Below are 24,548 nucleotides of genomic sequence, written 5' to 3' on the forward strand. Positions count from 1 at the left end.
ACAAAAGGTCGATCAGCAAGGGCATGTCTTTTGCCATACGGAACCATCTTCCTGTTATAATGGAAAAATAAAGTCACCGATCATTTCAGGACCCGATTAGATGAAATTTGCAACCCACCGGGAAAAATCAAAGAACCAGTTTGCGCGATGGGCGGTTTTGCTGGTTGGGCTGGTTCTGATCGCTTGGGGTGGTCAAATCGCTCAGGCCGATGAAAACCCGAACGCGGATGGTGTCTGGACGCTCAATGCCGATGGCCAGACCGACCCGGTATCTGCGGCCCAACTTTACAGCGAGATGCGCATTCAGGGCGGGCAATATGCCCAAAACTACCGTCATCAAATGCTGACCGGTGATTTTACCTGTGATGATGTGGTCGACCGGATTGCCGGTTGGCTTGATCTTGACAGTCCTGAAGGCCCGCAATTCGCATTGCTGTTTGTGACCAATCATGGTGGCAAGGATCAAAGCGAAATCCGCTATATCCCGTTTGAAAGTTCCGAGCAGTTTGCCCTGTGCCTTTATGACGAAACCGCGCCGCCGGTCATGAGCTGGCAGGAAAACAGCGTTGAATATATGGGCGAAGTGATCGGCGATGAGAAGTTATGTAACTTTTCAATCCGAATTGATGATTTCATGTGTGATGCGCCGCAGTTCTTTTACTCGGAACAGGCCACAGGGAACGGTGATCACTGGTTCTTTTTCCGGAATTGAGTCGGCGTCTGTTTGTTGGTAGAATATGCGCAAGCGATATGCGCATGAAAGCGGGGTTCAAATGACGGTTTCTTCCGCGAAGCCACAGCGAAAGGCGACCAATATTAGTCTTGATGTTGAACTGTTGAACGAAGCGAAGGCTTTGGGGATCAATATTTCCCGAACAGCAGAGCTTGGTTTGAGGGAGGCGGTTGTCAAACAACGTGCGGCCCTTTGGCAGCAGGATAACAAAGCCGCCTTGGAAGCCAGCAATAGCTATGTTGATCGACAGGGCATTCCGTTGGCATTGCACCGGAAGTTCTGATGGCAAGGGGCGATATTTTCCGGTTTGAAGCAGGCTACGTCGTTGATGTGCAGTCCGATCTTCTTTCAGATCTTCGCACACGCGTCGTTGTCCCGTTAAAGCCGATGTCAGAATTTCCGATACCTGCCGACAGGCTCAATCCTACAATACAGATTGGTGGCGATGTATGGGTGCTTTTGCCCCAGTTCATCGCAACGCTTAGCGCATCAGATTTGGCAGAGAAAGTTGGTGAGTTTGAAGATGCCTTCCCCCTCACCAACGCATTGGATATGGTCTTTCACGGGATTTGATGCCGTGAACCTAGTCTTTCCAGATTTTCTTACCCGATCCGGGCAAACCATAGCGATCCCATTTCTGATCGACGCGATCAATGATGTCATCATCCATAAAAATCTTCTCACCCCATTCCCGGTTGGTTTCTCCGGGAAGTTTGTTGGTGGCATCAAGGCCAAGCTTGCCGCCAAGGCCACTGACCGGGGATGCGAAATCAAGATAATCAATCGGGGTGTCGGTGACGGTGGTGATGTCGCGCACCGGGTCCATCCGGGTTGAAATCGCCCACATGACGTCTTTCCAGTCGCGCACATCAATGTCGTCATCCACCACGATGACAAATTTGGTGTACATGAATTGACGCAGGAACGACCAAACCCCCATCATCACGCGCTTGGCATGACCGGCATAAGCCTTTTTCATCGATACGACCGCGATGCGATAGCTGCATCCTTCGGGCGGTAGCCAGAAATCGACGATTTCGGGGAACTGTTGTTGAAGCAACGGGACGAAGACGTCGTTCAAGGCTTCGCCCAAAACCGATGGCTCATCTGGCGGACGGCCGGTAAAGGTCGATAGATAGATCGGGTCTTTACGCATCGTAATTGCGGTCACGGTAAAGACCGGGAAGTCTTCGACCGAATTATAATAGCCAGTGTGATCGCCATATGGCCCTTCAGGCGCATATTCATCAAGTGATACGTAGCCTTCCAGAATGATCTCGGCCGTTGCCGGGACTTTCAGCGGAACGGTTTTACAATCAACCAGTTCGACCTTCTCCCCGCGCAGCAAGCCGGCAAACTGGTATTCCGACAGGGTATCAGGAACGGGTGTGACGGCGGCCAAAATGGTGCCGGGATCGGCACCCAACACAATGGCGGCTGGCAGCGGATCGGGTTTTTCTTTTTTCCAGCGGGCATGATGCTGAGCGCCACCGCGATGTTTTAACCACCGCATAATGGTTTTGTTTTTGCCCAGCACCTGCATGCGATAGATGCCAAGGTTAAACACATCACGTTTATCGCCGCCTTTTTCCCCGGCCGTCGGGCCTTGGGTAACAACCAGCGGCCAGGTGATCAAGGGTGCAGGCTCGCCCGGCCAGCAGGATTGAACCGGGATTTTTGTGAGATCAATATCATCGCCTTGAAGGACGATTTCCTGACACGGGGCCTTCGTCACCGTTTTGGGCTTCATCGCCATCACGGTTTTGGCCAATGGCAGCATGGAAAAGGCTTCGCGGAGACTGGCAGGTGGTTCAGGCTGTTTAAGGAAGGCCAGCGTTTCGCCAACTTCGCGCAGTTCTTCGGGCTTGCGGTTCATGCCCGCAGCAACCCGGTCCACCGTGCCAAACAGATTGACCAGAACCGGCATGTCGTATTTTTTGCCATCATCCCCGACAACATTTTCAAACAGAACCGCAGGGCCACCTTCGGCCAGAAGGCGTGTTTGAATTTCGGTCATTTCAAGATTGGGGGAAACCGGTTCTGTGACGCGAACAAGACGGCCGGTTTTTTCCAGCGCATCCATGAAGTCACGAAGGGATTGATAGGGCATGGCACCTGTCATCTGCTGATCTTTAAAATATGTCTGTCTTCATACGCGGTGGGGCGCTTTGGAACAACCTTGCTGTTGGTCAAAGCGACGGTTTGCAACTTTACAAACTGCTCCCCAAATATATACGGGATGCTGCGTTGCATGATCAGACATAATTTTGCGGTTTTGGTTGGCGCATCATTTGGTTATACATGGGTTAGATTATGAGTCGCGTGGCCCACAACACGCGCATTGGCAACTTACCAAAACATGAAGGACGCACAGATGGCCAAATATTGGGTTATCGGGGGCACCTATCAGGATACAGGTTTTGACGCGCCGGTTGGCGAAGAAACCAAAATTGGTCCGTTTGGCAGCTTCGAAGACGCAGAAAAGCACTGGTCGAAAATGGCCTGGCAGTCGGTTGATGATGCAAATTCGCGTTATCGCGTTGAACGCCTCGAAGAATACTGGGTTGTTGGTGGTGAATATGAAACCACCGAATTCGAAACGCCGGTCGGTGGCGAAGAAGAACGCCACGGTCCGTTTGCAACCTTTGAAGATGCCGAGAAAGCCTGGTCAAAACTGGCATGGCAGTATGTCGATAACTGCAATTGCCGTTATCGCGTCGTCGAAGGCTAAGCCGGAAAGACCAAACCATGTTTTCGCTTTCTGACGCGCAGACCATCACGGACCCCGTGTTGCGCGCACAGATCGAACAACATCCACGCGCGCAGGAACTCCTGCGCGCGTTTTTGTATCCTTATGCCGCGCCTGACCATGATTTCCTGTTTAAAGCCGGTGCGTGTGAGCCGGTCGGACAGGGCGATATTGCGCGTCTGGCCCATGGCCGGATGCCGGTTCTCGCGGTCGGGTCAAATCGTGCGCCGGTGCAACTAAGCCGGAAATTTTCCCATCAGAACCTGTCAGATGCGATTCTGGTCACTCATGGCTGGATGGATCATCATGACATCGTCTATTCCGCGCATATGACCGGCTATGGCGCGATACCCGCCACATTGGCCCCGTCACCGGGAACAAAGGTACGTGTTGCAGTCACCTGGCTTACCGCCAATCAACTCAGCCATATGCATGTCACGGAATCTGTGCCGAGCCATTACAGCTATCAACAGCTTCATGGGCGCGATATCGAACTTGATTGTGGTGTGATGCCCGATCATGTCGGGATATATCAATCGGTTGCCGGGCATGTATTTGATCAGAGTGATATTTTTGCCGTCTCGGCGATAGAGGCACAGGGGCGAAGGTTTAAGGCGCTTAATCAATGGGACATGATTGACCATCTTGCACGACGGGCAGGATACGTCATGCAACCGGAGTTTGTGCTGCGCATGATCGACGATCAGGCTTTCCGCACAGCCGTCGCCGCCCGGTTTCCCATAAAATGACCTGCACCCTGTAATCATCGTAAATTCGACCCTATATATACATACGACTAGTTTAATATCCTTGCTCTTTATGTAAGAGTGGCGAAATAAGTGGTGCAAAATCATACTGTTATCGTGGGATTTAGGAAAACCCGCCATCAGCGCGGAACATTTGTCCGGTTGAATTAGGAACGATCGGTCAAATTCAATCCCACATGGAACTTGGAGTGCAACACAAGTTCCAAAACTTTGAATGGTAACTCCTGGGAGGATAGTGGTGGTGCATGCAATATGCGCCGTGAATACACGTGCGTGTTGTTACGTATCGTGTTTTTGGGAGATGGAATATGTTTGGTTCAGGGGGCGATGATCGCCATATCGTCCAGGCGATAAAACAGTCGCAGGGAACGATTGAGTTTTCGCTTGATGGTAAGATCATTGATGCAAACAGCAATTTTCTGAAGCTGATGGGCTATGAGCTGTCAGAAGTCCGTGGCAAACATCACAGCATGTTTGTCGACGGGCAATTTGCCAAAAGTGCGGAATACAAATCATTCTGGGATCGGCTAAATTCCGGGGAATCTTTTACGGCTGAATTTCAGCGGTTTGGCAAGGGTGGCAGGGAAGTCTGGATACAGGCGACTTACAATTCCGTGCTTAATAACAGCGGCAAGCCATACAAAGTTCTCAAGATCGCAAGCGACATTACCGCACGCAAATTAAAAGCCGCCGACTATGTCGGCCAGATTGACGCGATTGGCAAATCACAGGCGGTGATCGAGTTTGATCTTGAAGGCACGATCCTTGATGCAAACGATAACTTCCTTGGTGCCATGGGCTATTCGCTTGACGAAGTGAAGGGCAAGCACCATCGCATCTTTGTCGATGAAAAATTCGCCAAAAGTGATGAATACCGGGAATTTTGGAGCAAGTTGCGTTCCGGGAAACACCTGGCGGCTGAATATCAGCGGTTCGGCAAAGGTGGCAAAGAAGTCTGGATTCAGGCCAGTTACAATCCGATCATGGATATGGCGGGACGACCGTTCAAGGTCGTAAAATATGCGACCGATATTACCGCGCAGAAACTTCAGGCTGCTGATTTTTCCGGGCAGATTGATGCCATTCACAAATCACAAGCCGTGATCTCGTTTGACATGGATGGCACCATTCGCAATGCCAATTCCAACTTCCTTGATGCCATGGGCTATCAGCTTTCGGAAGTCAAAGGCAAACATCACAGCATCTTTATTGATCCCGCAGAAGCCAACAGCGCACCTTACAAAGAATTCTGGGATGCATTGCGTCGCGGCGAACATAAAGTTGCCGAGTTTCGGCGGTTTGGCAAAGGTGGTCGCGAAGTCTGGATACAGGCCAGCTACAATCCCGTCATGGATATGAATGGTCGCCCGTTCAAAGTCGTGAAATATGCGACGGACATTACAAGACAGGTCCAAGCACGTCGCAAGGCCAAGGATCTGGCAGAAGGATCAAGCAGCAGTGCCGAAGCCGTTGCCAGTGCGTCAGAGGAAATGCTCGCAGCGATTCAGGAAATCAGCGAAAGCATGCATAGATCGCAAATCGCGATGACCGATATTGTTGCCAAAACCGAAGAAGCCAACAAAGTCCGTGCCGATCTGGAAACGACGTCTGAATCCATGGCCGGTGTGGTGCAGATCATTCGTGATCTTGCCGAACAGGTGAACTTGCTGGCACTCAATGCAACAATCGAGGCCGCCCGTGCCGGCGAAGCAGGCAAAGGCTTTGCCGTTGTCGCAGGTGAGGTCAAAAACCTTGCCAATCAAACAGCCAAGGCAACCGATGAAATTGAAACGCAGATCCAGGCGATGATGAGCATCACCAGACGCGTGGTGGAATCGACCGACGGCATTTCAGCATCCGCAGAAACCGTGAGCGGTTATGTCGATTCCGTCGCATCGGCGGTGGAAGAACAGACCAGCGTCACGCAGGATATCTCGAAAAACATTCAGTTCGTGTTTCGCGGCATTAACGAGTTGAATGATTGCGTGAGAAGCATCGCGAGCTGATCGTACTCAGCCGATAGAAATCCGTATATGCAAAAGCCCGGAGACCATTTGGTTTACCGGGCTTTTTCGCGAATGGTTGACTACCCACGGTCGGGTAAAAGCTGCCATATGCGGGTGAATTTCGTTTCGGTATCCTCGACCGCGACATCAACTGGCACGTCATAGGTTTCCAGTTCGTCAATATTATGCGTCGGGGCATAGGTCCGCCCCGGATCGGCAAGGATAACGCGCGTGCCAAGGCGGGCTTCGGCCATCAACCATTGCAGGACGGCATTTGCCATATCCTGTTGATAGCAAACATCACCGGCAAAAATCACATCCCAACGTTTTTCCGGCGCAACGGTTCCAACAAAGTTTTCGGTCGTGGTGGCGAATTCAACGCCGTTATGCGTGGCATTCAGGCGGGTTGCCGTGATCGCGACCGGGTCAATGTCATTTGCCAGAATATCTGCTGCACCGGCCATGACACAGGCAATCGCCTGCATGCCCCCGCCACAGGCAAAATCAAGCACACGCTTGCCGCGCACCATTTCAGGATGATCAAGAATATAGCGCGTGATCGCCTGCCCACCGGGCCATGCAAAGGCCCAATAGGGGGGCGGGATATCAAGCACACCCAGAATATCTTCGGTCACCTGCCAAAGGGGGGTGATGTGGGTTGCAAGATACATCTCGATTTCCGGGGCCAACGGCACGCGTGCGGGCACGGTAAACGTTTCGATCAGATCGGCAAATTGCGGATCGTCGACTTCTGGCACAAGGGCGTCGGCAAAGACATTCTCGGTCATGGCATGGGTGCTTTGACAATGATCATGTGCCCGGGAGTATCGGCTTTGCGGGTTATGAGCAAGCGGTTCTTTATGATGGGCTGTCTGTATCGCCGGCCCCAAGATACAAGATCACATCGCGCGGTTTGGCTTTGGGGATGTCGTTTCCGATAAACAATTGATTGCCGCGCACCATTGCCAGAACAGTCGGTGTTTCTGCGTGAAGGGCTATGAAATCATCCCATCCGAAACCGTCGGTTAGCCGGGTTTGGCGAACAGATATTCCGCTGCGATAATTTCGCCGGATATCATCCGTGGTCAGCGGTTCTGCGCAAAACGGTAATCCGCCCAGCGTCTGGTTGGCACTGTGGCGGCTGCGATCTTCTGATGTGCGGTGAATGCCGGTTTGAAAGACGGATCGACGGCCAAATTCAGGGGCGAAATCGCTGCAGACAAGCGTGTTATAGGCATCGTTGTCGGTGGCGGCGATTAATTTGCCAAGCGCGCTGGTATCAAGGTGATGTTCAAACACCTCAGATAAAACTTCGCCGTAGAACGTGGTAAGGCCCGCTTCACGGGCAGGCCGCAGGGCATGCCACCGTGAATCGGTAATCACGACGGGAATATCAAGTTCGTCCAATCGGGTTGCCAGATCAATGGTCCATTGATGCGCGCCAACAATCAAAACGCCGGGCGGGCCATTCACCGCCAGCCCAAGATGCTGCGCCATCGGACGAATGGAAAACCCGTGCAGAACCACGGTTGAAAACACCATGGCAAAGGCAAGCGGGATCAAAAGTGCGCCATCGGCATAGCCAAGATGGACAAGTTCGGTGCCAAACAGCCCCGACACCGCGACGGCAACAATCCCGCGCGGTGCGATCCAGCCAACCAAAAGCCGTTCACGCCATTCAATTTTTGAAAAGCTGAGCGCGCCCATGATTGATACCGGGCGGACAACAAACAGCATCACGGCAACAAACAGGCCATGGCCCCATGTCAATTCTTCGACCATCGACCATTTCAACGTCGCGGTCAGAATGATGAAGACACTTGAAACCAGAATGACGGTCAGGGTTTCTTTAAACCGGCGGATTTCATCAATCGCCATCAGATGTGCATTGCCAATGACAAGTCCCAGAACCGTGACGGCCAAAAGACCGGTTTCTTCCTGAACAATGTTTGCCCCGGAAAAACAAGTCAGCAAGACGCCTAAAACCAATGGCGCCTTAAGAAATTCCGGGATCCAGCCTCGGCGAAAGACCTGCACGGTGCAAAAACCGGCAACAAGGCCAATCGCAACGGCAATAAAGACGTTAAAGGCCAGATGGCCAATCGCGCCACTTAATCCGTTACCCCGTTCAAGGGCGACAATGATTTCGTAAACCAGAACGGCAAACAAAGCCCCGATTGGATCATTGACGATGCCTTCCCATTTCAAAAGCGTGGCGGGATGTTTGGATAGTCGGGCGTGGCGCAGCAACGGGGCAATTACTGTTGGCCCCGTGACGATCATGATCCCGCCAAACAGGGCTGCGACCGGCCATTCCAACCCGGCCAGATAATGGGCTGCCAAGGTCCCTAAAAGCCACGCAATAAGCGGGGCTGCCGTGGTCAGGCGTAAGATACCGCTGACACTGTGGCGCAATTCGCGGAAATCAAGCGCAAGCCCGCCTTCAAACAAAATGACGGCGACAGCAACGGCGATCAAGGGCTGAAGCAACGGGCCGAAATCAGCAACCGGATCAAGCAAGCCTGTCCCCGGGCCAAGGATCAGTCCAAGGGCGGAAAGCAAGACAATGGCAGGCACACCTGCGCGCCATGCAAACCATTGGGCCCCAACCCCGGCAAGGATCAGGCCCGCAATCATCAAGGCAAGCGGTGCGGCCATAAACGCGCCCTTATAAATGTCACAAAAACAGACAGATGGTGTGTGGTTTCAAAACCCCAACCCTGTGTGTGCTGTTATCAGGCAATTGCAATTAAATGGGAAATGACAATTGCGGCCAAAACCAATAATCCGTAATCGCGGTTCGATTTAAACCGTTTCAGGCAATTGGCGGCATCATCAAGTTTAACTGTCGCGACCTGCCAACCCAAATGAATGCCCGCAAGACCCAGCAGTACAAAATACGACCAGTGCAAATCGGCCAGCATCCCGGAAATGCCAAGCAGCAAGGTGGTCATGGTATAAAACCCCTTGGCCCATTTGGGCGTGGCATCCCCCAGCCGCAAGGCCAGCGATTTTAAGCCGATCTTGGCATCATCATCCTTGTCCTGATGGGCATAGATGGTGTCATAACCCAGCGTCCAGAAAAAGCCTGCGGCATACATGGCAATCGCGGCGGGTTCGACCGTGCCGGTGACTGCTGTCCACCCGACAAGCGCACCCCAGTTAAAGGCAAGGCCAAGACAGGCCTGCGGCCAATAGGTGATCCGCTTCATGAAGGGATAGGTGACAATGATCGGGATCGAACAGATGCCGACAATGATCGCTTCAATCCGGAACTGAACAAGAATGGCCAAGCCCAACAGCATCATGAAGCCAAGAAACAGCAATGCCTGCCATACTTTGACCTGACCACTTGGCAGTGGGCGGGTGGTGGTGCGTTCGACTTTGCCGTCAAAGTTACGATCAGCCAGATCATTGATGACACATCCCGCACCGCGCATGATGATGGCGCCAAGCCCAAACAGCGCCATCATGATCACGATCTGCTTTGCCGTTATATCGGAACTTAAACCACCGGCCATCGCGGTTGACCACCAGCACGGTAACAGCAAAAGCCACGTTCCAATCGGCCGGTCGAGACGCAAAAGTTTTAGATAGGGGCGCACAGAAGGGGGCATAAGCCGATCAATCCAACCGTCTTGCGGCATATCGTTCTTGGTATTCTGTATTGGTTGGTTGACCTGTGTCATAAATGGCCTATCTAACAAAAAACTTTTCACGATGCCGTAAAACGGCTTTGGGGACCTACATGACAGCAGATGCCACCCGTGCCCGTCAGCGCCTTTTCGTCCGTGACCCTATCACGCAAGGGGGCGAGATCGAACTTGCGCCTGAACAGTCTCATTACCTTGAACATGTGATGCGGCTCAAGCCCGGAACGCCAGTTAAGATTTTTAACGGGCTGGATGGCGAGTGGCTAGGGACGATCAGCGAACTTCGCAAAAAGAAAGGCAGGATCACCGCCGAGCGCCAATTACGAGAACAGGGCAATGAAGTCGGACCGACTCTTGTTTTTGCACCGATCAAAAAGCAGCGCCTTGATTTTCTGATTGAAAAGGCGGTCGAGCTGGGTGTCGAAAGATTGCAGCCGGTGATTACCCAGCACGGTATCACCGACAAGGTGCGTCTTGATCGTCTGCAGGCACAGGTGATTGAGGCCGCCGAACAATGTGAACGCCTGACTGTGCCTGAAATTTGTGAACCGGTTCGATTGTTGGATTGGGTCGCAAATGTCGCAGAAAATCACCATCTTTTGTTCTGTGACGAAACAGGAAGCGGGTCACCAATTGGTGATGTGCTAAGTCAGCTATTGGCAAAGGGCGCTGGCTCGGCTATCGACAATACCAATGTTGTTAACCATGCAATCGTAATTGGACCCGAAGGCGGCTTTAGCGCCGACGAACTTGAACATATACGCAAACAGCCTTTTGCAACGCCTGTAAGCCTTGGCCCGCGCATCCTGCGTGCCGAGACGGCGGCAATTGCTGCATTGACTGTGTTTCAGGATCGCATCGGCGATTGGTCTCACCGACCGGTTACGAGAAATTAGGGGAAGCCCTTATGACTGTCAGCGCCTCCACTGGTGATAGCCCGGTAATTGAAAGCCGGCGCCAGCTTGTCGAATGGTTTGAGTCCGGCTGTAAGCCGAAAAAAGACTGGGCCATCGGCACCGAACACGAAAAATTCGCCTTTACCCGCGATGACCTTCGCCCCATTCCCTATGAAGGTGATCGTGGTGTCAAAGCCCTTCTGAATGCGCTGGTGGCGCGTTTTGACTGGGACCCGATCATTGAAAACGGCAATGTCATTGCCCTGACCAAAGACAAATGTTCTGTATCGCTTGAACCGGGCGGACAGATCGAATTGTCGGGTGCCCCGCTTAAGAACATTCACCAGACCTGTGGTGAAGTGCATACCCATCTTCATGAAATTCGCGAAATTTGCGGTGACCTTGGCGTTGACATGCTCGGGGTCGGTCATAATCCGAAATGGCCGCGCGAAGACATTCCGTGGATGCCCAAGGGCCGCTACAAGATTATGGGCGACTATATGCCCAAGGTCGGGAAACTTGGTCTGGACATGATGCTGCGGACCTCGACCATTCAGGTCAATTTGGACTTTTCGTCCGAAGCCGACATGGTCAAGAAATTCAGAACGTCCTTGGCCTTACAGCCGGTCGCGACCGCCTTGTTTGCTGCATCCCCGTTTGTAGATGGCAAACCAAGCGGGTTCTTGTCCGCACGATCCAATGTCTGGACTGATACCGATCCGGACCGTTGCGGCATGCTGCCATTTGTTTTTGAAGACGGTTTTGGCTTTGAACGCTATGTCGATTACATGCTGGATGTGCCGATGTATTTTGTCTATCGCGATGGCAAATACATCAATGCAGCGGGCAAGTCGTTCCGTGATTTCATGGATGGCAAACTTGATGTGTTGCCCGGTGAACGTCCGACCATGAATGACTGGTCCGATCACATGACCACCGCGTTCCCGGAAGTGCGTCTTAAGACGTTTCTTGAAATGCGTGGGGCCGATGGTGGCCCGTGGCGTCGTATCTGTGCACTGCCTGCCTTGTGGGTTGGTTTGCTTTATGATGACATAGCCCTTGATGCGGCGTGGGATTTGGTCAGTGACCTTAACCCGGCAGAACGCGAAGCATTACGCAGCGACGTTCCGCGTACCGCCCTTGCGACCAAATTCAAGAACGGCACGGTTCAGGATCTTGCCAAAGACGTTGTCGCAATATCCAAGCAGGGCCTTAAAAGCCGGGGCCGTATGGATAGCTATGGCGACGATGAAAGCCACTTCCTTGACGGTCTTGAAGACGTTGCAGAAAGCGGACGTACTTTGGCCGAAGAATTTTTGGACAAATATGAAACCGAATGGAACGGATCGGTTGATCCGTTGTTCAAGGAATATGCCTATTAACGGCATCTGATCGGCTCATATGATCTGAATTGAAAAAGGCGGTGAAAAATTCACCGCCTTTACTTTTGAATTATTGCGCAGCCCGATCAAGCCGGGTTTGGGCGGCAAACCAGTTTTGAATGGCTTCGACCTGATCAGGCTGCATCCCGAGACCAAGCTTGGTTCTGCGCCACAAAACATCTTCTGCGGTGCAGGCCCACTCATTGGCCATCAGGTAGTGCAATTCAACTTCATACAGATTTGGGGCAAGCTCTTGACCCAATTGGGACATCGACGTGGCGTCACCCAAAATCTTGGTCATGGCAGTGCCATAACAGCGCGCAAGGCGGGACAATAAGGGTTCTGGAACCCAGTCGTACTTTGCCTGCATATCACCAATGAACCGGTCAAAATCACCATCTGGCATGTCGCCGCCCGGAAGCGTGGCGGTTGCGGTCCAGTCCGGGGCATTATTGCCTAAAACCGGGGCCAGTTTTTGCATGGCATGTTCGGCAAGCCTGCGATAGGTCGTGATTTTCCCACCATAGATCGACAGGATCGCCGGGACGGTATGGCTATCCCCGGTATCAAGATCAAACACGTAATCACGGGTCACAGCCGATGCATTGGCGTTCTTGTCATCATAAAGCGGCCTGACACCGGCATAATCCCAAACCACATCGTCACGACAAAGCGGTTTGGCCAGATAGCCATTGACCAGTTCAAGCAGATAATCGACTTCCTGATCGCTGATTTTGACCTGTGCCGGATCACCGTTATAGGCAATGTCGGTGGTGCCGATCAGGGTGTACTCATGCTGATAGGGGATGGCAAAGGCAATCCGCCCATCGCCATTCTGAAAGATATAGCAATGGTCATGGTCGTGAATGCGCGGAACCACGATGTGGCTGCCTTTCACCAGACGAAGTCCGGCTGCCTTGTTGCCAAGACCGGCATTCTCAACCATCCGGGTAACCCACGGACCCGCTGCATTGACAACAGCACGGGCCTTGACCGAGCGTTTTGATCCGTCTTCGTATGACAGTTCGGCATTCCAGTGATCGTGATGGCGCACCAGTGTTTTGCACTGTGTCCGTGTGCAAATCTCGGCCCCGCGATCTTGCGCATCCTGAGCGTTCAAGACAACCAGTCTTGCATCATCGACCCAGCAATCGGAATAGGAAAAACCACTGGTGAAATCAGGGTTCAGTGGTGCTCCTTCTGGTGTGCCTGCAAGGGATAAGCTGCGGGATGCCGGAAGGCGGTTACGTTTTGCCAGATGGTCATAAAGAAACAGTCCGGCACGCAGTATCCATTTCGGGCGTAAGCCGCGATGATGGGGCAGAACGAATGTCAGCGGCCAGATGATATGAGGCGCGGCAGCAAGCAGAACTTCGCGTTCCTGAAGGGCTTCACGCACCAGTCGGAATTCGTAATGTTCAAGATATCGAAGGCCGCCATGGATAAGTTTGGTCGAATTGGAAGACGTGGCCGAGGCAAGGTCGCGCTGTTCGACCAAAAGAACAGAAAGTCCGCGACCGGCGGCATCACGGGCAATACCCGCACCATTGATGCCGCCGCCTACGACCAGAAGGTCGTATGTTTTAACCACGTCAGATCACCTTTTTACGCAGGTAAGCTGAAATCGCTTCGCCAATAACCACCAGACCAATGATGGCCAGAAGGATCGTGGCAACTGTCTGCCAGGCAAAGGTATCAATCGCACCCTGAAGGATGATGCCGATACCGCCCGCTCCGACAAGTCCAAGAACCGTACTTTCACGCAGGTTGATATCCCAACGCAGGATCGATACCGCAAAGAAGGTCGGCATGACCTGTGGAATGATCCCGTAAACAAGGATTTTAAAACGTGATGCGCCGACCGCTTCAAGCGCCTCGATCGGTGCACGGTCGATTTCCTCGATTGCTTCGCCCAGCAATTTACCAAGGAAACCAAGGGATCGGAAAACAATCGCCAGAATACCAGCAAGAACACCCGGTCCAAACACGGCAACAAACAGCAATGCCCAGATGATGGTATTGACCGAACGTGATGACACCAGAATGAACCGGCCAAGCCACAGGGTGAAACGGTTCGGCGTTGTATTCTGGGCTGCGATCAGCGCAACCGGAAGCGACAGGAACACGGCAAAGAAGGTCGCAATCGTTGCGATATTGACCGTTTCAAGCAGGGTCCATGCAATGTTTTCCCAGCCTTCAAGCGATGGCGGGAACATACGGCCAAACAGATCGCCCATTTGTTGCGGGGCATCCCACAACCACGGCCAGATGACATTGATTGTTGATAGTGACCAGACAACAGCAAGTGCGACCAAGGCCATCAAGCCAAAGCGGCGCCAGCGTTCTTTGGGGGTGTAGCGTGACCATTCGCGGTGCGCGATGGCGTCCGGTCCGGTAGGTTGGCTTGTTGCTACCATAGGTTCCTCCTGATCCGGCCACTGATGGCCTCGCTGACAAGGATCACACCAATGATGCAAAGGGTAATCGCCAGCGCGAAATCATAGTCATAGCGCCCGAAAGCGTTCAGCAAGGTCGATCCGATACCACCCGCGCCAACGATGCCGACAATGGCAGATGCACGCAGGTTGCTATCAAGCTGATAGATCGAAAGGCCGATCTGACGGGGCATGATTTGCGGGATCACGGCATAAAGCATGGTGACAAAGGTTGCCCCACCTGCCGCACGGATGGCTTCGACCTGACCCCAGTCAATTTCTTCGATCCGTTCGGCCAGCATTTTGGCAACAAAACCGATGGAATAGATCGTCAGGGTCAGAATGCCAGCAAGCGGGCCAAAGCCAACGGCTTTGACAAACAGGATGGCGACGATCACCGGGTGGAAGGAACGGGCAATAATGATCACGGCCCGGCCAATGGTATAAAGCCATTTCGGTGCAATATTTGAGGCGGATGCAAAGGCAATCGGAACGCTTAATGCCAGACCCAGAAGGGTCGAGACAATGGCGATCTTGATGCTTTCCATAAAGCCGTCAAACAGCAATTCTCCGCGCAGGAAGCTTGGCGGGAATGCGCCCTTAAAGATACGGATGGCACGAGGCACACCGTCCTGGATACGTTCCCAGTCAAATGGCAGGGTGGTTATGGCCCACCATACATAGGCTGCAACAGCAATCAGAAGGCCCCAACGCAACACGGGGTTGGCGATAAAGGGTGGCTTCTTCCACGTGCGGCCCGTTTTTTCAACGGTGCTGCTCATCTTCCGGCGACCTCACGCAGATGGGTGCTGCTTTCGGCACCGCCGCGTTCTTCGGCCGGAACACCGGCATAGATTTCATCCATGGCATCGTTGCTGAGATCCACCGGTTCGCCATCGAAAATGATGCGACCAAACCGCATGCCGACGATACGTTGGGTATATTCCTTGGCTTCGTTGACATTGTGGATGTTGATCAGAACCGGCAGCTGCAGCTCGGATGCGAGTGCGCGCAACAGTTCCATGATTTGACGCGATGTTTTCGGATCAAGTGATGCGGTCGGCTCATCGGCCAGCAGAATTTCTGGTTCCTGCATCAGGGCGCGTACAACGCCAACACGCTGGCGTTCACCACCGGAAAGTTCACTGGCGCGTTTGTCCGCATAATGGGCAATGCCAACACGTTCCATCAGATGGAAAGCACGGTCGATGTCTTCTTGTGGATATTTGCGGCTGACAGCACGCCATGCCGGAAGGTAACCAAGACGACCGGACTGGACATTTTCCATGACCGTCAGGCGTTCAATCAGGTTAAAGCCCTGAAACACCATGCCGATACGGCGACGGGCCAGGCGCAGCGATTTGCCTTCCAGTGTGGTCAGTTCCGTGCCGTTCAATTCGATGGAGCCTGACGACGGTTCAACCAGTCGGTTGATACAGCGCAGCAAGGTGCTTTTACCAGCACCTGACGCGCCAATGATCGAAACGACGCTTTCGCCAGGGACTTCAAGGTTCAGGTTCTTCAACACTGCCTTTTCATCGCCATAGCGTTTTACAAGTTCTTTGATACGCAGCATTGCGATACCCCGGATAAAATGGGAATGCGCAGGGCCCCGAATGATCAAGGCCCTGCGGTATTCAAATCGATTGGGAAATGCGGATTACTTCAGGTTGTCCGGGGTGTATTTGACACCGTTGGCGGCCTGAATTTCGCGGATAACCGCCCAATCATTCTGATAGGTGATCGGCACGAATTTCGAGACACCTTTGAACTCTGTGCCAAGGGCAGTGCCCGTCATGTCGAAGGTAAAGAAGGCTTCCTTGATCTTTTCGACCAGTTCGGGCTTCAGATTGTGGGCATAGTTGAACGACGTTGTCGGGAAGCGATTGCTTTCATAAATGATCTTTACATCTTTCGGATCATAAAGGTCACGCTGGGCCATGCGTTCGACAACTTCGGAGGCAACCGGAGCTGCGTCATAGTCACCGGCAACAACGCCAAGGATCGACTGGTCGTGGGATCCGGAATAGACAACTTCATAATCCTGTTCAGGAACAATGCCTTGACCCGGAAGAAGTGCGCGCGGTGCAAGGTTACCCGAGTTTGACGTCGGGGAGGTATGTGCAACGCGTTTGCCTTTAAGATCCGCAACCGTATTGATGCCGCTGTCGGTGCGGGTATACAGCTGAAGCGTATAGCCAAAGCGTCCGTCATCTGCACCCATCAGGGCAAACGGAACGGCACCGGCAAGGTTAACGGCAAACGGTGTCGGACCGGTCGAGAAACCAGCAACATGCAGACGGCCTGAACGCATGGCTTCGACTTCTGCCGAATTCGACTGAACAGCAAAGAAGTGAACGTCTTTGCCTGTTACTTCTTCAAGATGTTCGAGAAACGGTTTCCAGATATCGGCATAAACAGCCGGATCTTCGACCGGGGTATATGCAAATACAAGGGTGTCAGGATCAACGAGCTGGTCTGCTGCCGGTGCATCGGCAACCAGATCGCCATTCATGTCACAATAAAGCTGATCCAGATCGCCGCGTGCGATGCAGTCATCTGCTGCTGCGGCCGGGCTGGATGTCATGCCCAACATGCCGATCGCGGCAAGGAGGGTGGTGATCTTTAAACTGTCGGTTTTTTTCGGATGTGAAAACACGGTACTTGAACCTTTTCTTCCCTGTGAGTGCTGACTTTTCGCCATTTTTAGTGTGGGTTTGTTGTTCTTATTGTTGCTTTATTCAACATTATTGGTTCGCAAAAGTTGGAAAATCAACATAAAACTGTAACAAAGTATTTCAGCAAGAATTGATACGATAGCTGCATCGTTGGGAAAACTGCCAATATTCAAAGGGGATTGGATTTGCGGTTTGGAAAAAAAGAACGGCAACAGCGTATCTTACAGGAACTGCAGGTTCACCCGCATGTGAGAGTTACCACATTGGCCGAACGATTCGATGTGGCAACCGAAACCATTCGGCGTGATCTGGATGCGCTAAGCGATGAAGGCCTGATCAAGCGCGAGTTTGGCGGGGCATCGGCGCGCCCCATGGGCCACCAACCCGATTTGGCGGAACGGCAATCAACTGCGGTTGCCGGGTTTGAACGGATTGGCATGTTGGCCGCCGACATGGTGCGGGCGGGCGATGTTGTGATGATTGATGCCGGATCAACCGTCGCACAGATTGCACCGTTCCTGGCCGCACGGCGCGGAACTTTACCGCGTACATTTCTGACTAACTGTTATGCGGTAGTCCACGGGATGGGTGATCTTCCCGATCATGATGATGTCTTGATGTGTCCGGGACAGTTTGACCGGCGTGAAAATGCGGTTTATGGCAGTGAGACGGTTGAATATCTCCGCCGGTTCCATGCAAACATTGCCTTTATCGGGGCATCTGGTGTCTCGCGACAGGGGTTTAGTGATGTGAACCGCCGGGCGGTCGCGGTCAAACGTGCAATGATGGAAAGATCCGACGAAATCTGGTTGATGGTGGACCACACCAAATTTGATCAGCGTTATCTGGAAAATGTCGCACCGCTTGAAGCCCTAAGCGGGATTATCACCGACCGTTTGCCTGTACCGGAAATCGCATCACAGCTTGAACGGGCAGGGATAAAACTTCTGGCGTGGCAGGATCCGGTCGCCAAGACGGCATGATATCGTTCGAGAGTTTTGGAAGCCAATTGCATTTGCTATCGGCTTGGTTCCGAACCATATTCCTGATCGGCAGTCCGGTTCACGACTGTCGCACCGGGTTTCCCGCCCCGGTCAGTTCGAATTCTGACACGGAGGACTTCTATCGTGACCAATCAAGTGACCACCCGTACCGAACACGACACCATGGGTGCAATCGATGTGCCTGCAGACCGGTATTGGGGGGCGCAAACCCAGCGTTCCAGACAAAATTTCCGTATTGGCGGCGAACGTATGCCCGATGCCCTGATCAAGGCGTTCGGGGTGCAAAAGCTTGCCGCGGCACGGGCCAATGCTGCACTTGGCAATCTTGATCCTGAATTGACCAAGGCGATTGAGGCCGCAGCAACCGAAGTTGCCGAAGGCAAATTGCTGGATCATTTTCCGCTGGTTGTCTGGCAAACCGGGTCCGGTACGCAGACCAACATGAATACCAACGAAGTCATCGCCAACCGGGCCTGTGAAATTCTGGGCAAGCCGATGGGCATGCGCGATCCGGTTCATCCCAATGATCACGTCAATCGCGGGCAATCCTCCAATGACAGTTTCCCGGCCGCCATGCATATTGCCGCCGTGGTCGAGATTGAAGAAAAGCTAAAACCGGCATTGGCGCATTTACGGGCCACCCTTGATGCCAAGGTTGCGGCATTTGCCGACATTGTCAAAATCGGCCGTACCCATATGCAGGATGCTGTGCCTTTGACATTGGGGCAGGAATTTTCCGGCTATGCCGCGCAAATTGCCTTGGGACTGGACCGCATTGATGATGCGATGAAACGCCTTTGTAAATTGGCACAGGGCGGCACGGCCCTTGGCACCGGATTGAACGCGCCCAAGGGATTTGATGTTGAATTTGCTAAACAGGTTTCTGCCATCACCGGGCTTTCATTCCAGACTGCTGAAAACAAGTTCGAAGCACTCGCCGCCCATGATGCCTGTGTCGAAATGTCTGGCGTGATGAATGTTCTGGCGACGTCGTTGATGAAAATTGGCAACGATATTCGTTTGCTGGGTTCTGGTCCGCGCTGTGGCTTGGGCGAGCTTGTCCTGCCCGCGAACGAGCCGGGATCATCGATCATGCCGGGCAAAGTAAACCCGACACAGGCCGAAGCCCTTACCATGGTCTGTGCGCAGGTGATGGGCAATCATGTTGCGGTGACGGTCGGTGGGGCGAATGGTCACCTTGATCTGAACGTGTTCAAGCCGGTGATTATTTATAATCTGTTGCAATCGATCCGCCTGATTGCCGATGCATCGGTGAGCTTTGCTGATAATTGTGTTGCCGGTCTTGAAGCCGATCAGGACAAGATTGATCATTATGTCGAACAAAGCCTGATGCTGGTCACTGCCTTGGCACCGCATATTGGTTATGACAATGCCGCGGCCGTGGCCAAAAAGGCGCATAAGGATCGGTCTAGCCTGAAAGAAGCCACCATCGCCCTTGGTTTCCTTGACGGGGCGAAGTTCGATGAATTGGTCCAGGCCCGCGATATGATCTGATTACGCGCGCACATTATTGCCAAACAAAAAGGCCGGGCTGATATCGTATAGTCCGGCCTTTGCATTTTATGCCGCATGGGCCGAATTCAGCATCGGGGGCACAACCTTGTTGTGAAAGACTTGATCGTGTCCCCGATCTTGGCACTTAGGCGATGGCATAATGAAGGTGCCGCAATGATCAATGTCATTGCAGCCATCGATCAAATCAGGCATATCAGGCGGATGCTTTCAACCAAACGTCATAGGCGCCGCGAAGCAGGCATGTCAGCAGGTCGTTTTTTACAGATCTGGCTGATGGCGTTTGTGATTTTGCTCGCGGGGGTGACCCAGTCTGGCGTCGTTCCGGCCTTGCTGAACGGCCAAAATACGGGGGTTTCTGGCGCCCTTGCGGCCACCGCAGCACCGGGAAGCAATGTTCTTCTGATCTGTACACCGGCTGGCATCAAGACGTTCAATCTGGTATCCGGTGATGCAGTCCCGTCCGATGATTTGCCAGAAGCTGCCGGTCATGGGTTCTGTTCGCTTTGTGCGACCCATCATGGTGCTGTGGCGGTACTTGATCTGCCCTATGGCGCGCCGGTTACGGTTGCGCATAACGTCGCCTACGGTGCTGCAAACGGGATTGCCACCGATCATGACATTCCGCGTATTCGCCATTCGCGCGCCCCGCCACTTTCCGTCTGATTTCAAAACCACCCAAATCCATAGATGAAATCGGGCATGCCTGCTGGTGGCCCAAAAGACGGATGAAACACATGAAAAAATTGTTGGCTGTAGTTGCGACTTTGGCGTCGCTGTTTGTTGCGGGTCATGCATTTGCCGCAGATATCGAAATCAAGGATGCCTGGACCAAAGCATCGCTTGGTCAGGTGCGCAATGGTGCGGGTTTCCTAACCGTGATCAATCACGGTGGCGAAGACCGCATTGTGAATGTGCGTAGTGACGTGGCGGAAAAAACCGAACTTCACACCCATATCATGGCCAATAACGTCATGAAGATGCGTCAGGTCGAAGGCGGCATTGATGTCCCGATGCATGGTGAAGTCCAGTTCAAACCGGGCAGCTATCACGTCATGCTGATGGGCCTTAAAAAGCCGCTGGAAGAAGGCGAGATGATCAACGTCACGCTGGAATTTGAAAAGGCCGGTGATGTCCCGGTCATGATCAATGTTATGGGCCCACTGGCCAACGGCCCGGCGGGCATGGATGCGATGGATCATGGCAACATGAACCATGGTGATGAAGGCCATGGCAAAATGGATCACAGCGCGCACTAGTTTGCCGCGTGGTTGCATGTCTGTTATTGCGAAATTATCCGGGGGAAGGTTTGCGCCTTTCCCCTTTTTTCGTCATGATGGCATGATGTTGTCGCCGTTGGTCAAAGGATGCCCGTCATGTCAGAAAACACCGTCACCATCGACGATCTGATCGCAAAGCTTGGCCTGCAGCCCCATCCTGAGGGCGGCTATTACGCCGAGACTTTCCGTTCGTTTGAAACCTGCAATCCGGGCAACCGGTATCTTGGCGTACGCAGTACGGGAACGGCGATCTATTATCTTCTGACACCCGATACCTTTTCGGGCATGCATATCCTGACCAGTGACGAGATTTTTCATCATTATCTTGGCGATGCTGTTGAACAGCTCCAACTGTTTGACGATGGCACACATAAGCTGGTTGAAATCGGACCAGACCTTTTGGCCGGGCAAAAGCCGCAAATGGTCGTCCCCAAAAATGTCTGGCAGGGGGCGCGCCTTAAACCGGGTGGCAAATTTGCTTTGCTCGGCTGTACCGTGGCCCCCGGTTTTGACTTTGCCGATTTCTCGATGGGCAAGCGGGCGGCACTTGGTTCGAAATGGCCCGCGGCATCAGACATGATTGCCGCATTGACGCGCGACTGATTTTCAGGCGAAATCATCCTGTCACCAATTTGGGTTTGACGGCCTAAGCGGCTTTGTTGATCCCGATGCACAGGAATAGCCCCATGCAATTTGATACCTGGCTCTTTTTCGCCGGGGCAGCAATCGCTTTGTCGATGGTGCCCGGGCCGAATAACCTTTTGGCGATGTTCAATGGCGCACGCTACGGCGTTATGTCGGCGGCTGTTGGCGGTATTGGCCGCATCGTTGCCTTTGCCATCATGATTGTGATTACCGCGACCGGTCTTGGGGTTGTTTTGGCCGCCAGTGAAACCGCATTTCTGATCATTAAATGGGTCGGTGCGGCATATCTGGTGTGGCTGGGTATCAAAAGCTGGTTTGCCAAAGTAAATGACGTTGATGAAGCCACCGGACAAACGGTCCTTATGGCTTATCCCGGCACCTTTACCCTTGTTCGGACCGAGTTCCTCACCGCAATTGGCAATCCCAAGGCGATACTTATCTTTACCGCCTTTTTCCCGCAATTCCTTGATCCGGCAGTGGCCTATGGTCCGCAATTTAGCGTGATGGGGGCGACGTTCCTTGCGATGGAAAGCAGCATTTTATTGATTTATGGATTGCTGGGCGGGCAGGTCAAAGGACTGATCAAATCCGCACGTCATATGCGGATGCTGAACCGTGTTTCTGGAACGCTTTTGGTTGCAGCAGGGGTGTTGCTGGCCTTTACCGACCGAACACGCACCACGGCCTGATTTTCAAATTGTTGCATGTTGAAAATGCGCAGGGGCGCAGCCTGTTACAGCGCGCCCCCTTGCTCCCTTGTCTACCTGGATATCCAGGTGATCGCCTGTTCTCAGGCGATTTCCTCGACCCGATGACACGCCACTTCGCGGCCTTCGAAAGTGCGCAGTTCCGGGCGAACCTGTGCACATTCCTCGGTCGCAAACGGGCAGCGTTTATGAAACGCACAGCCCGATGGCGGGTTGATCGGTGACGGCAGTTCGCCGGTCAGCGGTTCTGCCTTTACACGTTGTGTCGGATCGATCTTTGGTGCCGATGCCAGAAGCGCCCTTGTATAAGGGTGCAGCGGCTTGGCGAAGATTTCTTCGGTCGGTCCTTTTTCCGCGACGCGCCCCAAATACATCACCATGACGTCATCTGCAATATGTCTGACCACAGAAAGATCATGCGAGATGAACACATAGGCGACATTCATCTCTTCCTGCAGGTCCATCATCAGGTTCAAGACCTGTGCCTGAACCGACACATCAAGGGCCGAAACCGGCTCATCAGCAACGATGACCTTGGGCTCCAGGATTAGCGCGCGGGCAATGGCAATACGCTGACGCTGACCACCGGAAAACATATGCGGATAGCGCTGATAAAATTCAGGACGCAGGCCAACCTTGGCCATGGTATCGCGCACACGTTCTTCGCGTTCCTTGCGGCCCAGCTGATCCATATTGAGCAAAACCGGCTCGGCCAGAATCTGCCCGACCTTTTTGCGTGGGTTCAGTGATCCATACGGGTTCTGGAAGATCATTTGAACCGTTCGACGGAACTGTTTGGCTTCCTTGTCGCTCAGATTGCCAACCGCATCGCCATTGATCTTAAGGCCGCCAGAACTTGGCTTTTCAATCAGGGTCAATTGACGGCCAAGGGTCGACTTGCCACAACCGGACTCACCGACAACAGCCAGGGTCTTTTGCGCTTCAAGCGTGAAGGACACGCCATCAAGCGCCTTGACCGTGGCATCAGGTTTGCCAAAACCGCGACTTACATCGTAATGGCGGGCAAGATTGTCGGATTCCAAAAGCGGAACACCGGGTTTGGTATCAAGAAAACTCATTATACCGTCCCCCCGGTATTTTGGCCGGTCGGCTGGCCTTGGTCATTCAGCGGATAGAAGCAGCGCACATCGCGGCCGTTGAAATCAGTGACGTCCGGACGGGCAGCAATACAGCTGTTATCTGCATAACGGCAACGCGGTGCCAGAAGACAGCCCGCAGGGCGGTCATACTGGCCCGGAACCACACCGGGGATGGTGCGCAGGCGGTCATGGCCTTCGGACCGTTCAGGCAAGGCTTCAAGCAGTGCCTGCGTATAGGGATGGCGCGGGGCAGCAAAGATGCTGTCAGCCGGACCACTTTCAAACAATTGCCCTGCATACATGACCTGAATGCGATTGGCAGCTTCGGACACCAGTGCCAGATCATGCGTGATAAGCAACAGGCCCATATCGCTGTCTTCCTGCAGTTTCAGCAGAAGATCAATGATCTGTGCCTGAATGGTCACATCAAGGGCTGTGGTCGGCTCATCCGCGATCAGAAGGCGCGGCTGGCAGGCAATCGCCATGGCAATGACGATACGCTGGCTCATGCCGCCTGAAAGCTGATGCGGATAGGCCGTCATACGCGACTTTGGATCAGGAATACCAACCTGATTCAAAAGATCGAGTGTGCGTTCACGGCGCTGCTTTTTCGTACCACCCTCATGGACCTTAAGGGCCTCCATGATCTGGGCTTCGACGGTAAAGCACGGATTAAGGGCCGACATCGGATCCTGAAAGATCATGGCGATGTCTTTGCCGGTGATCTGGCGGCGTTTTTTCGCTGACATGCCCAGAAGATCCTGACCATCAAAGGTCAGGCTATCTGCTGTGACACGACCGGGAAAATCAATCAGTCCCATAACTGCGAGTGACGAGACTGATTTACCCGAACCCGATTCACCGACGATGCCAAGGACTTCGCCGCGATCAACCGAATAGCTTACGGAATCAACAGCACGAAACGGCTTGTCTTCAGAGCCGAACTCGACTGTCAGGTTTTTTACTTCGAGAAGAGCCAT

Annotated in this window: 25 protein-coding genes; 14 read left to right on the forward strand and 11 right to left on the reverse strand. The window is 53.1% G+C overall.

Translation table 11 applies throughout. The annotated features are described in order from the left end of the window. The first annotated feature begins 100 nt into the window (after window positions 1-100). The 3 genes from RIC05_RS00900 to RIC05_RS00910 all read left to right on the forward strand — a co-directional run bounded on the left by RIC05_RS00900 (window position 101) and on the right by RIC05_RS00910 (window position 1,306). Window positions 101-712 carry a hypothetical protein gene (locus RIC05_RS00900; protein WP_350047901.1) on the forward strand — a complete coding sequence of 204 codons (612 nt, stop codon included), beginning with the start codon at window positions 101-103 and terminating at the stop codon, window positions 710-712. 61 nt (window positions 713-773) lie between these two features. Next, entirely contained in the window at window positions 774-1,016 is a 243-nt protein-coding gene (locus tag RIC05_RS00905; RefSeq protein WP_350047903.1) for a type II toxin-antitoxin system CcdA family antitoxin, read from the forward strand. Beyond that, the gene (locus RIC05_RS00910; RefSeq protein ID WP_350047907.1) at window positions 1,016-1,306 is read left to right on the forward strand and encodes a CcdB family protein; all 291 of its coding nucleotides are present in this window, start codon (window positions 1,016-1,018) and stop codon (window positions 1,304-1,306) included. Before RIC05_RS00905 ends, RIC05_RS00910 begins: the two co-directional genes overlap by 1 nt. 10 nt (window positions 1,307-1,316) lie before the next feature. Here RIC05_RS00910 and RIC05_RS00915 read toward each other — a convergent pair whose 3' ends face one another. Further along, window positions 1,317-2,843, reverse strand: coding sequence for a UbiD family decarboxylase (locus tag RIC05_RS00915; protein WP_350047909.1), 1,527 nt, complete (start codon window positions 2,841-2,843; stop codon window positions 1,317-1,319). A 264-nt stretch (window positions 2,844-3,107) separates the two neighbouring features. Here RIC05_RS00915 and RIC05_RS00920 point away from each other — a divergent pair, with 264 nt between their 5' ends. The 3 genes from RIC05_RS00920 (at window position 3,108) to RIC05_RS00930 (ending at window position 6,255) form a co-directional block, all read left to right on the forward strand. Next, window positions 3,108-3,464 carry a DUF4170 domain-containing protein gene (locus tag RIC05_RS00920; protein ID WP_350047911.1) on the forward strand — a complete coding sequence of 119 codons (357 nt, stop codon included), beginning with the start codon at window positions 3,108-3,110 and terminating at the stop codon, window positions 3,462-3,464. A 17-nt stretch (window positions 3,465-3,481) separates the two neighbouring features. Next, a complete protein-coding gene (locus RIC05_RS00925) occupies window positions 3,482-4,231 on the forward strand; it encodes a hypothetical protein (protein WP_350047913.1) in 750 nt (249 codons plus the stop codon). A 326-nt stretch (window positions 4,232-4,557) separates the two neighbouring features. Further along, window positions 4,558-6,255, forward strand: a complete 1,698-nt coding sequence (locus RIC05_RS00930; protein ID WP_350047915.1) for a methyl-accepting chemotaxis protein — start codon at window positions 4,558-4,560, stop codon at window positions 6,253-6,255. Window positions 6,256-6,335: 80 nt separating this feature from the next. Here RIC05_RS00930 and RIC05_RS00935 read toward each other — a convergent pair whose 3' ends face one another. From RIC05_RS00935 to ubiA, 3 genes are all read right to left on the reverse strand, one after another. Then, a complete protein-coding gene (locus RIC05_RS00935) occupies window positions 6,336-7,043 on the reverse strand; it encodes a class I SAM-dependent methyltransferase (protein ID WP_350047917.1) in 708 nt (235 codons plus the stop codon). Window positions 7,044-7,113: 70 nt separating this feature from the next. After that, window positions 7,114-8,913 (reverse strand): cation:proton antiporter, encoded by a 1,800-nt coding sequence (locus RIC05_RS00940; RefSeq protein WP_350047919.1) that lies wholly within the window; start codon window positions 8,911-8,913, stop codon window positions 7,114-7,116. A 77-nt stretch (window positions 8,914-8,990) separates the two neighbouring features. Next, window positions 8,991-9,944 (reverse strand): 4-hydroxybenzoate octaprenyltransferase, encoded by a 954-nt coding sequence (ubiA, locus tag RIC05_RS00945; protein ID WP_350047921.1) that lies wholly within the window; start codon window positions 9,942-9,944, stop codon window positions 8,991-8,993. Between the two features lie 59 nt (window positions 9,945-10,003). Between ubiA and RIC05_RS00950 the strand changes: the two genes are divergently transcribed. Both RIC05_RS00950 and RIC05_RS00955 read left to right on the forward strand, forming a co-directional pair. Continuing rightward, window positions 10,004-10,804, forward strand: coding sequence for a 16S rRNA (uracil(1498)-N(3))-methyltransferase (locus RIC05_RS00950; RefSeq protein WP_350042440.1), 801 nt, complete (start codon window positions 10,004-10,006; stop codon window positions 10,802-10,804). A gap of 11 nt (window positions 10,805-10,815) precedes the next feature. Further along, window positions 10,816-12,186, forward strand: coding sequence for a glutamate--cysteine ligase (locus RIC05_RS00955; protein WP_350047924.1), 1,371 nt, complete (start codon window positions 10,816-10,818; stop codon window positions 12,184-12,186). A 70-nt stretch (window positions 12,187-12,256) separates the two neighbouring features. On the opposite strand, the gene glpD is transcribed toward RIC05_RS00955, so the two are convergent. From glpD to phnD, 5 genes are all read right to left on the reverse strand, one after another. Further along, window positions 12,257-13,777: a glycerol-3-phosphate dehydrogenase gene (gene glpD, locus RIC05_RS00960; RefSeq protein ID WP_350047926.1), complete on the reverse strand. Its 1,521-nt coding sequence runs from the start codon at window positions 13,775-13,777 to the stop codon at window positions 12,257-12,259. A 1-nt stretch (window position 13,778) separates the two neighbouring features. After that, entirely contained in the window at window positions 13,779-14,603 is an 825-nt protein-coding gene (phnE, locus tag RIC05_RS00965; RefSeq protein WP_350047928.1) for a phosphonate ABC transporter, permease protein PhnE, read from the reverse strand. Beyond that, the gene (phnE, locus tag RIC05_RS00970; RefSeq protein ID WP_350047930.1) at window positions 14,597-15,403 is read right to left on the reverse strand and encodes a phosphonate ABC transporter, permease protein PhnE; all 807 of its coding nucleotides are present in this window, start codon (window positions 15,401-15,403) and stop codon (window positions 14,597-14,599) included. Before phnE (RIC05_RS00970) ends, phnE (RIC05_RS00965) begins: the two co-directional genes overlap by 7 nt. Beyond that, the gene (gene phnC, locus RIC05_RS00975) at window positions 15,400-16,197 is read right to left on the reverse strand and encodes a phosphonate ABC transporter ATP-binding protein (RefSeq protein ID WP_350042445.1); all 798 of its coding nucleotides are present in this window, start codon (window positions 16,195-16,197) and stop codon (window positions 15,400-15,402) included. The genes phnE (RIC05_RS00970) and phnC overlap by 4 nt, the downstream gene beginning before the upstream one ends. Window positions 16,198-16,281: 84 nt before the next feature. Further along, entirely contained in the window at window positions 16,282-17,208 is a 927-nt protein-coding gene (gene phnD, locus RIC05_RS00980) for a phosphate/phosphite/phosphonate ABC transporter substrate-binding protein (protein WP_350047932.1), read from the reverse strand. A 276-nt stretch (window positions 17,209-17,484) separates the two neighbouring features. Between phnD and RIC05_RS00985 the strand changes: the two genes are divergently transcribed. The 6 genes from RIC05_RS00985 (at window position 17,485) to RIC05_RS01010 (ending at window position 22,450) form a co-directional block, all read left to right on the forward strand. Then, on the forward strand, window positions 17,485-18,282 hold the full coding sequence (locus tag RIC05_RS00985) for a DeoR/GlpR family DNA-binding transcription regulator (RefSeq protein ID WP_350042447.1): 798 nt from the start codon (window positions 17,485-17,487) through the stop codon (window positions 18,280-18,282). Between the two features lie 144 nt (window positions 18,283-18,426). Beyond that, window positions 18,427-19,818 carry a class II fumarate hydratase gene (gene fumC, locus RIC05_RS00990; protein ID WP_350047934.1) on the forward strand — a complete coding sequence of 464 codons (1,392 nt, stop codon included), beginning with the start codon at window positions 18,427-18,429 and terminating at the stop codon, window positions 19,816-19,818. 261 nt (window positions 19,819-20,079) lie between these two features. Then, window positions 20,080-20,502 (forward strand): DUF2946 family protein, encoded by a 423-nt coding sequence (locus RIC05_RS00995; protein WP_350047936.1) that lies wholly within the window; start codon window positions 20,080-20,082, stop codon window positions 20,500-20,502. Between the two features lie 71 nt (window positions 20,503-20,573). After that, window positions 20,574-21,095: a copper chaperone PCu(A)C gene (locus RIC05_RS01000; RefSeq protein ID WP_350047938.1), complete on the forward strand. Its 522-nt coding sequence runs from the start codon at window positions 20,574-20,576 to the stop codon at window positions 21,093-21,095. Between the two features lie 117 nt (window positions 21,096-21,212). Beyond that, on the forward strand, window positions 21,213-21,719 hold the full coding sequence (locus RIC05_RS01005; RefSeq protein ID WP_350047940.1) for a cupin domain-containing protein: 507 nt from the start codon (window positions 21,213-21,215) through the stop codon (window positions 21,717-21,719). Between the two features lie 83 nt (window positions 21,720-21,802). Continuing rightward, window positions 21,803-22,450: a LysE family translocator gene (locus tag RIC05_RS01010; protein ID WP_350047942.1), complete on the forward strand. Its 648-nt coding sequence runs from the start codon at window positions 21,803-21,805 to the stop codon at window positions 22,448-22,450. 101 nt (window positions 22,451-22,551) lie between these two features. Here the strand turns inward: RIC05_RS01010 and RIC05_RS01015 are convergent, their stop codons facing one another. Continuing rightward, complete coding sequence (locus RIC05_RS01015) at window positions 22,552-23,547, reverse strand: peptide ABC transporter ATP-binding protein (RefSeq protein WP_350047944.1); 996 nt, start codon at window positions 23,545-23,547, stop codon at window positions 22,552-22,554. Beyond that, window positions 23,547-24,548, reverse strand: coding sequence for a dipeptide ABC transporter ATP-binding protein (dppD, locus tag RIC05_RS01020; RefSeq protein WP_350042456.1), 1,002 nt, complete (start codon window positions 24,546-24,548; stop codon window positions 23,547-23,549). Before dppD ends, RIC05_RS01015 begins: the two co-directional genes overlap by 1 nt.

The organism is Thalassospira sp. (genome assembly GCF_040218635.1).
Taxonomy (GTDB): Bacteria; Pseudomonadota; Alphaproteobacteria; order Rhodospirillales; family Thalassospiraceae; genus Thalassospira.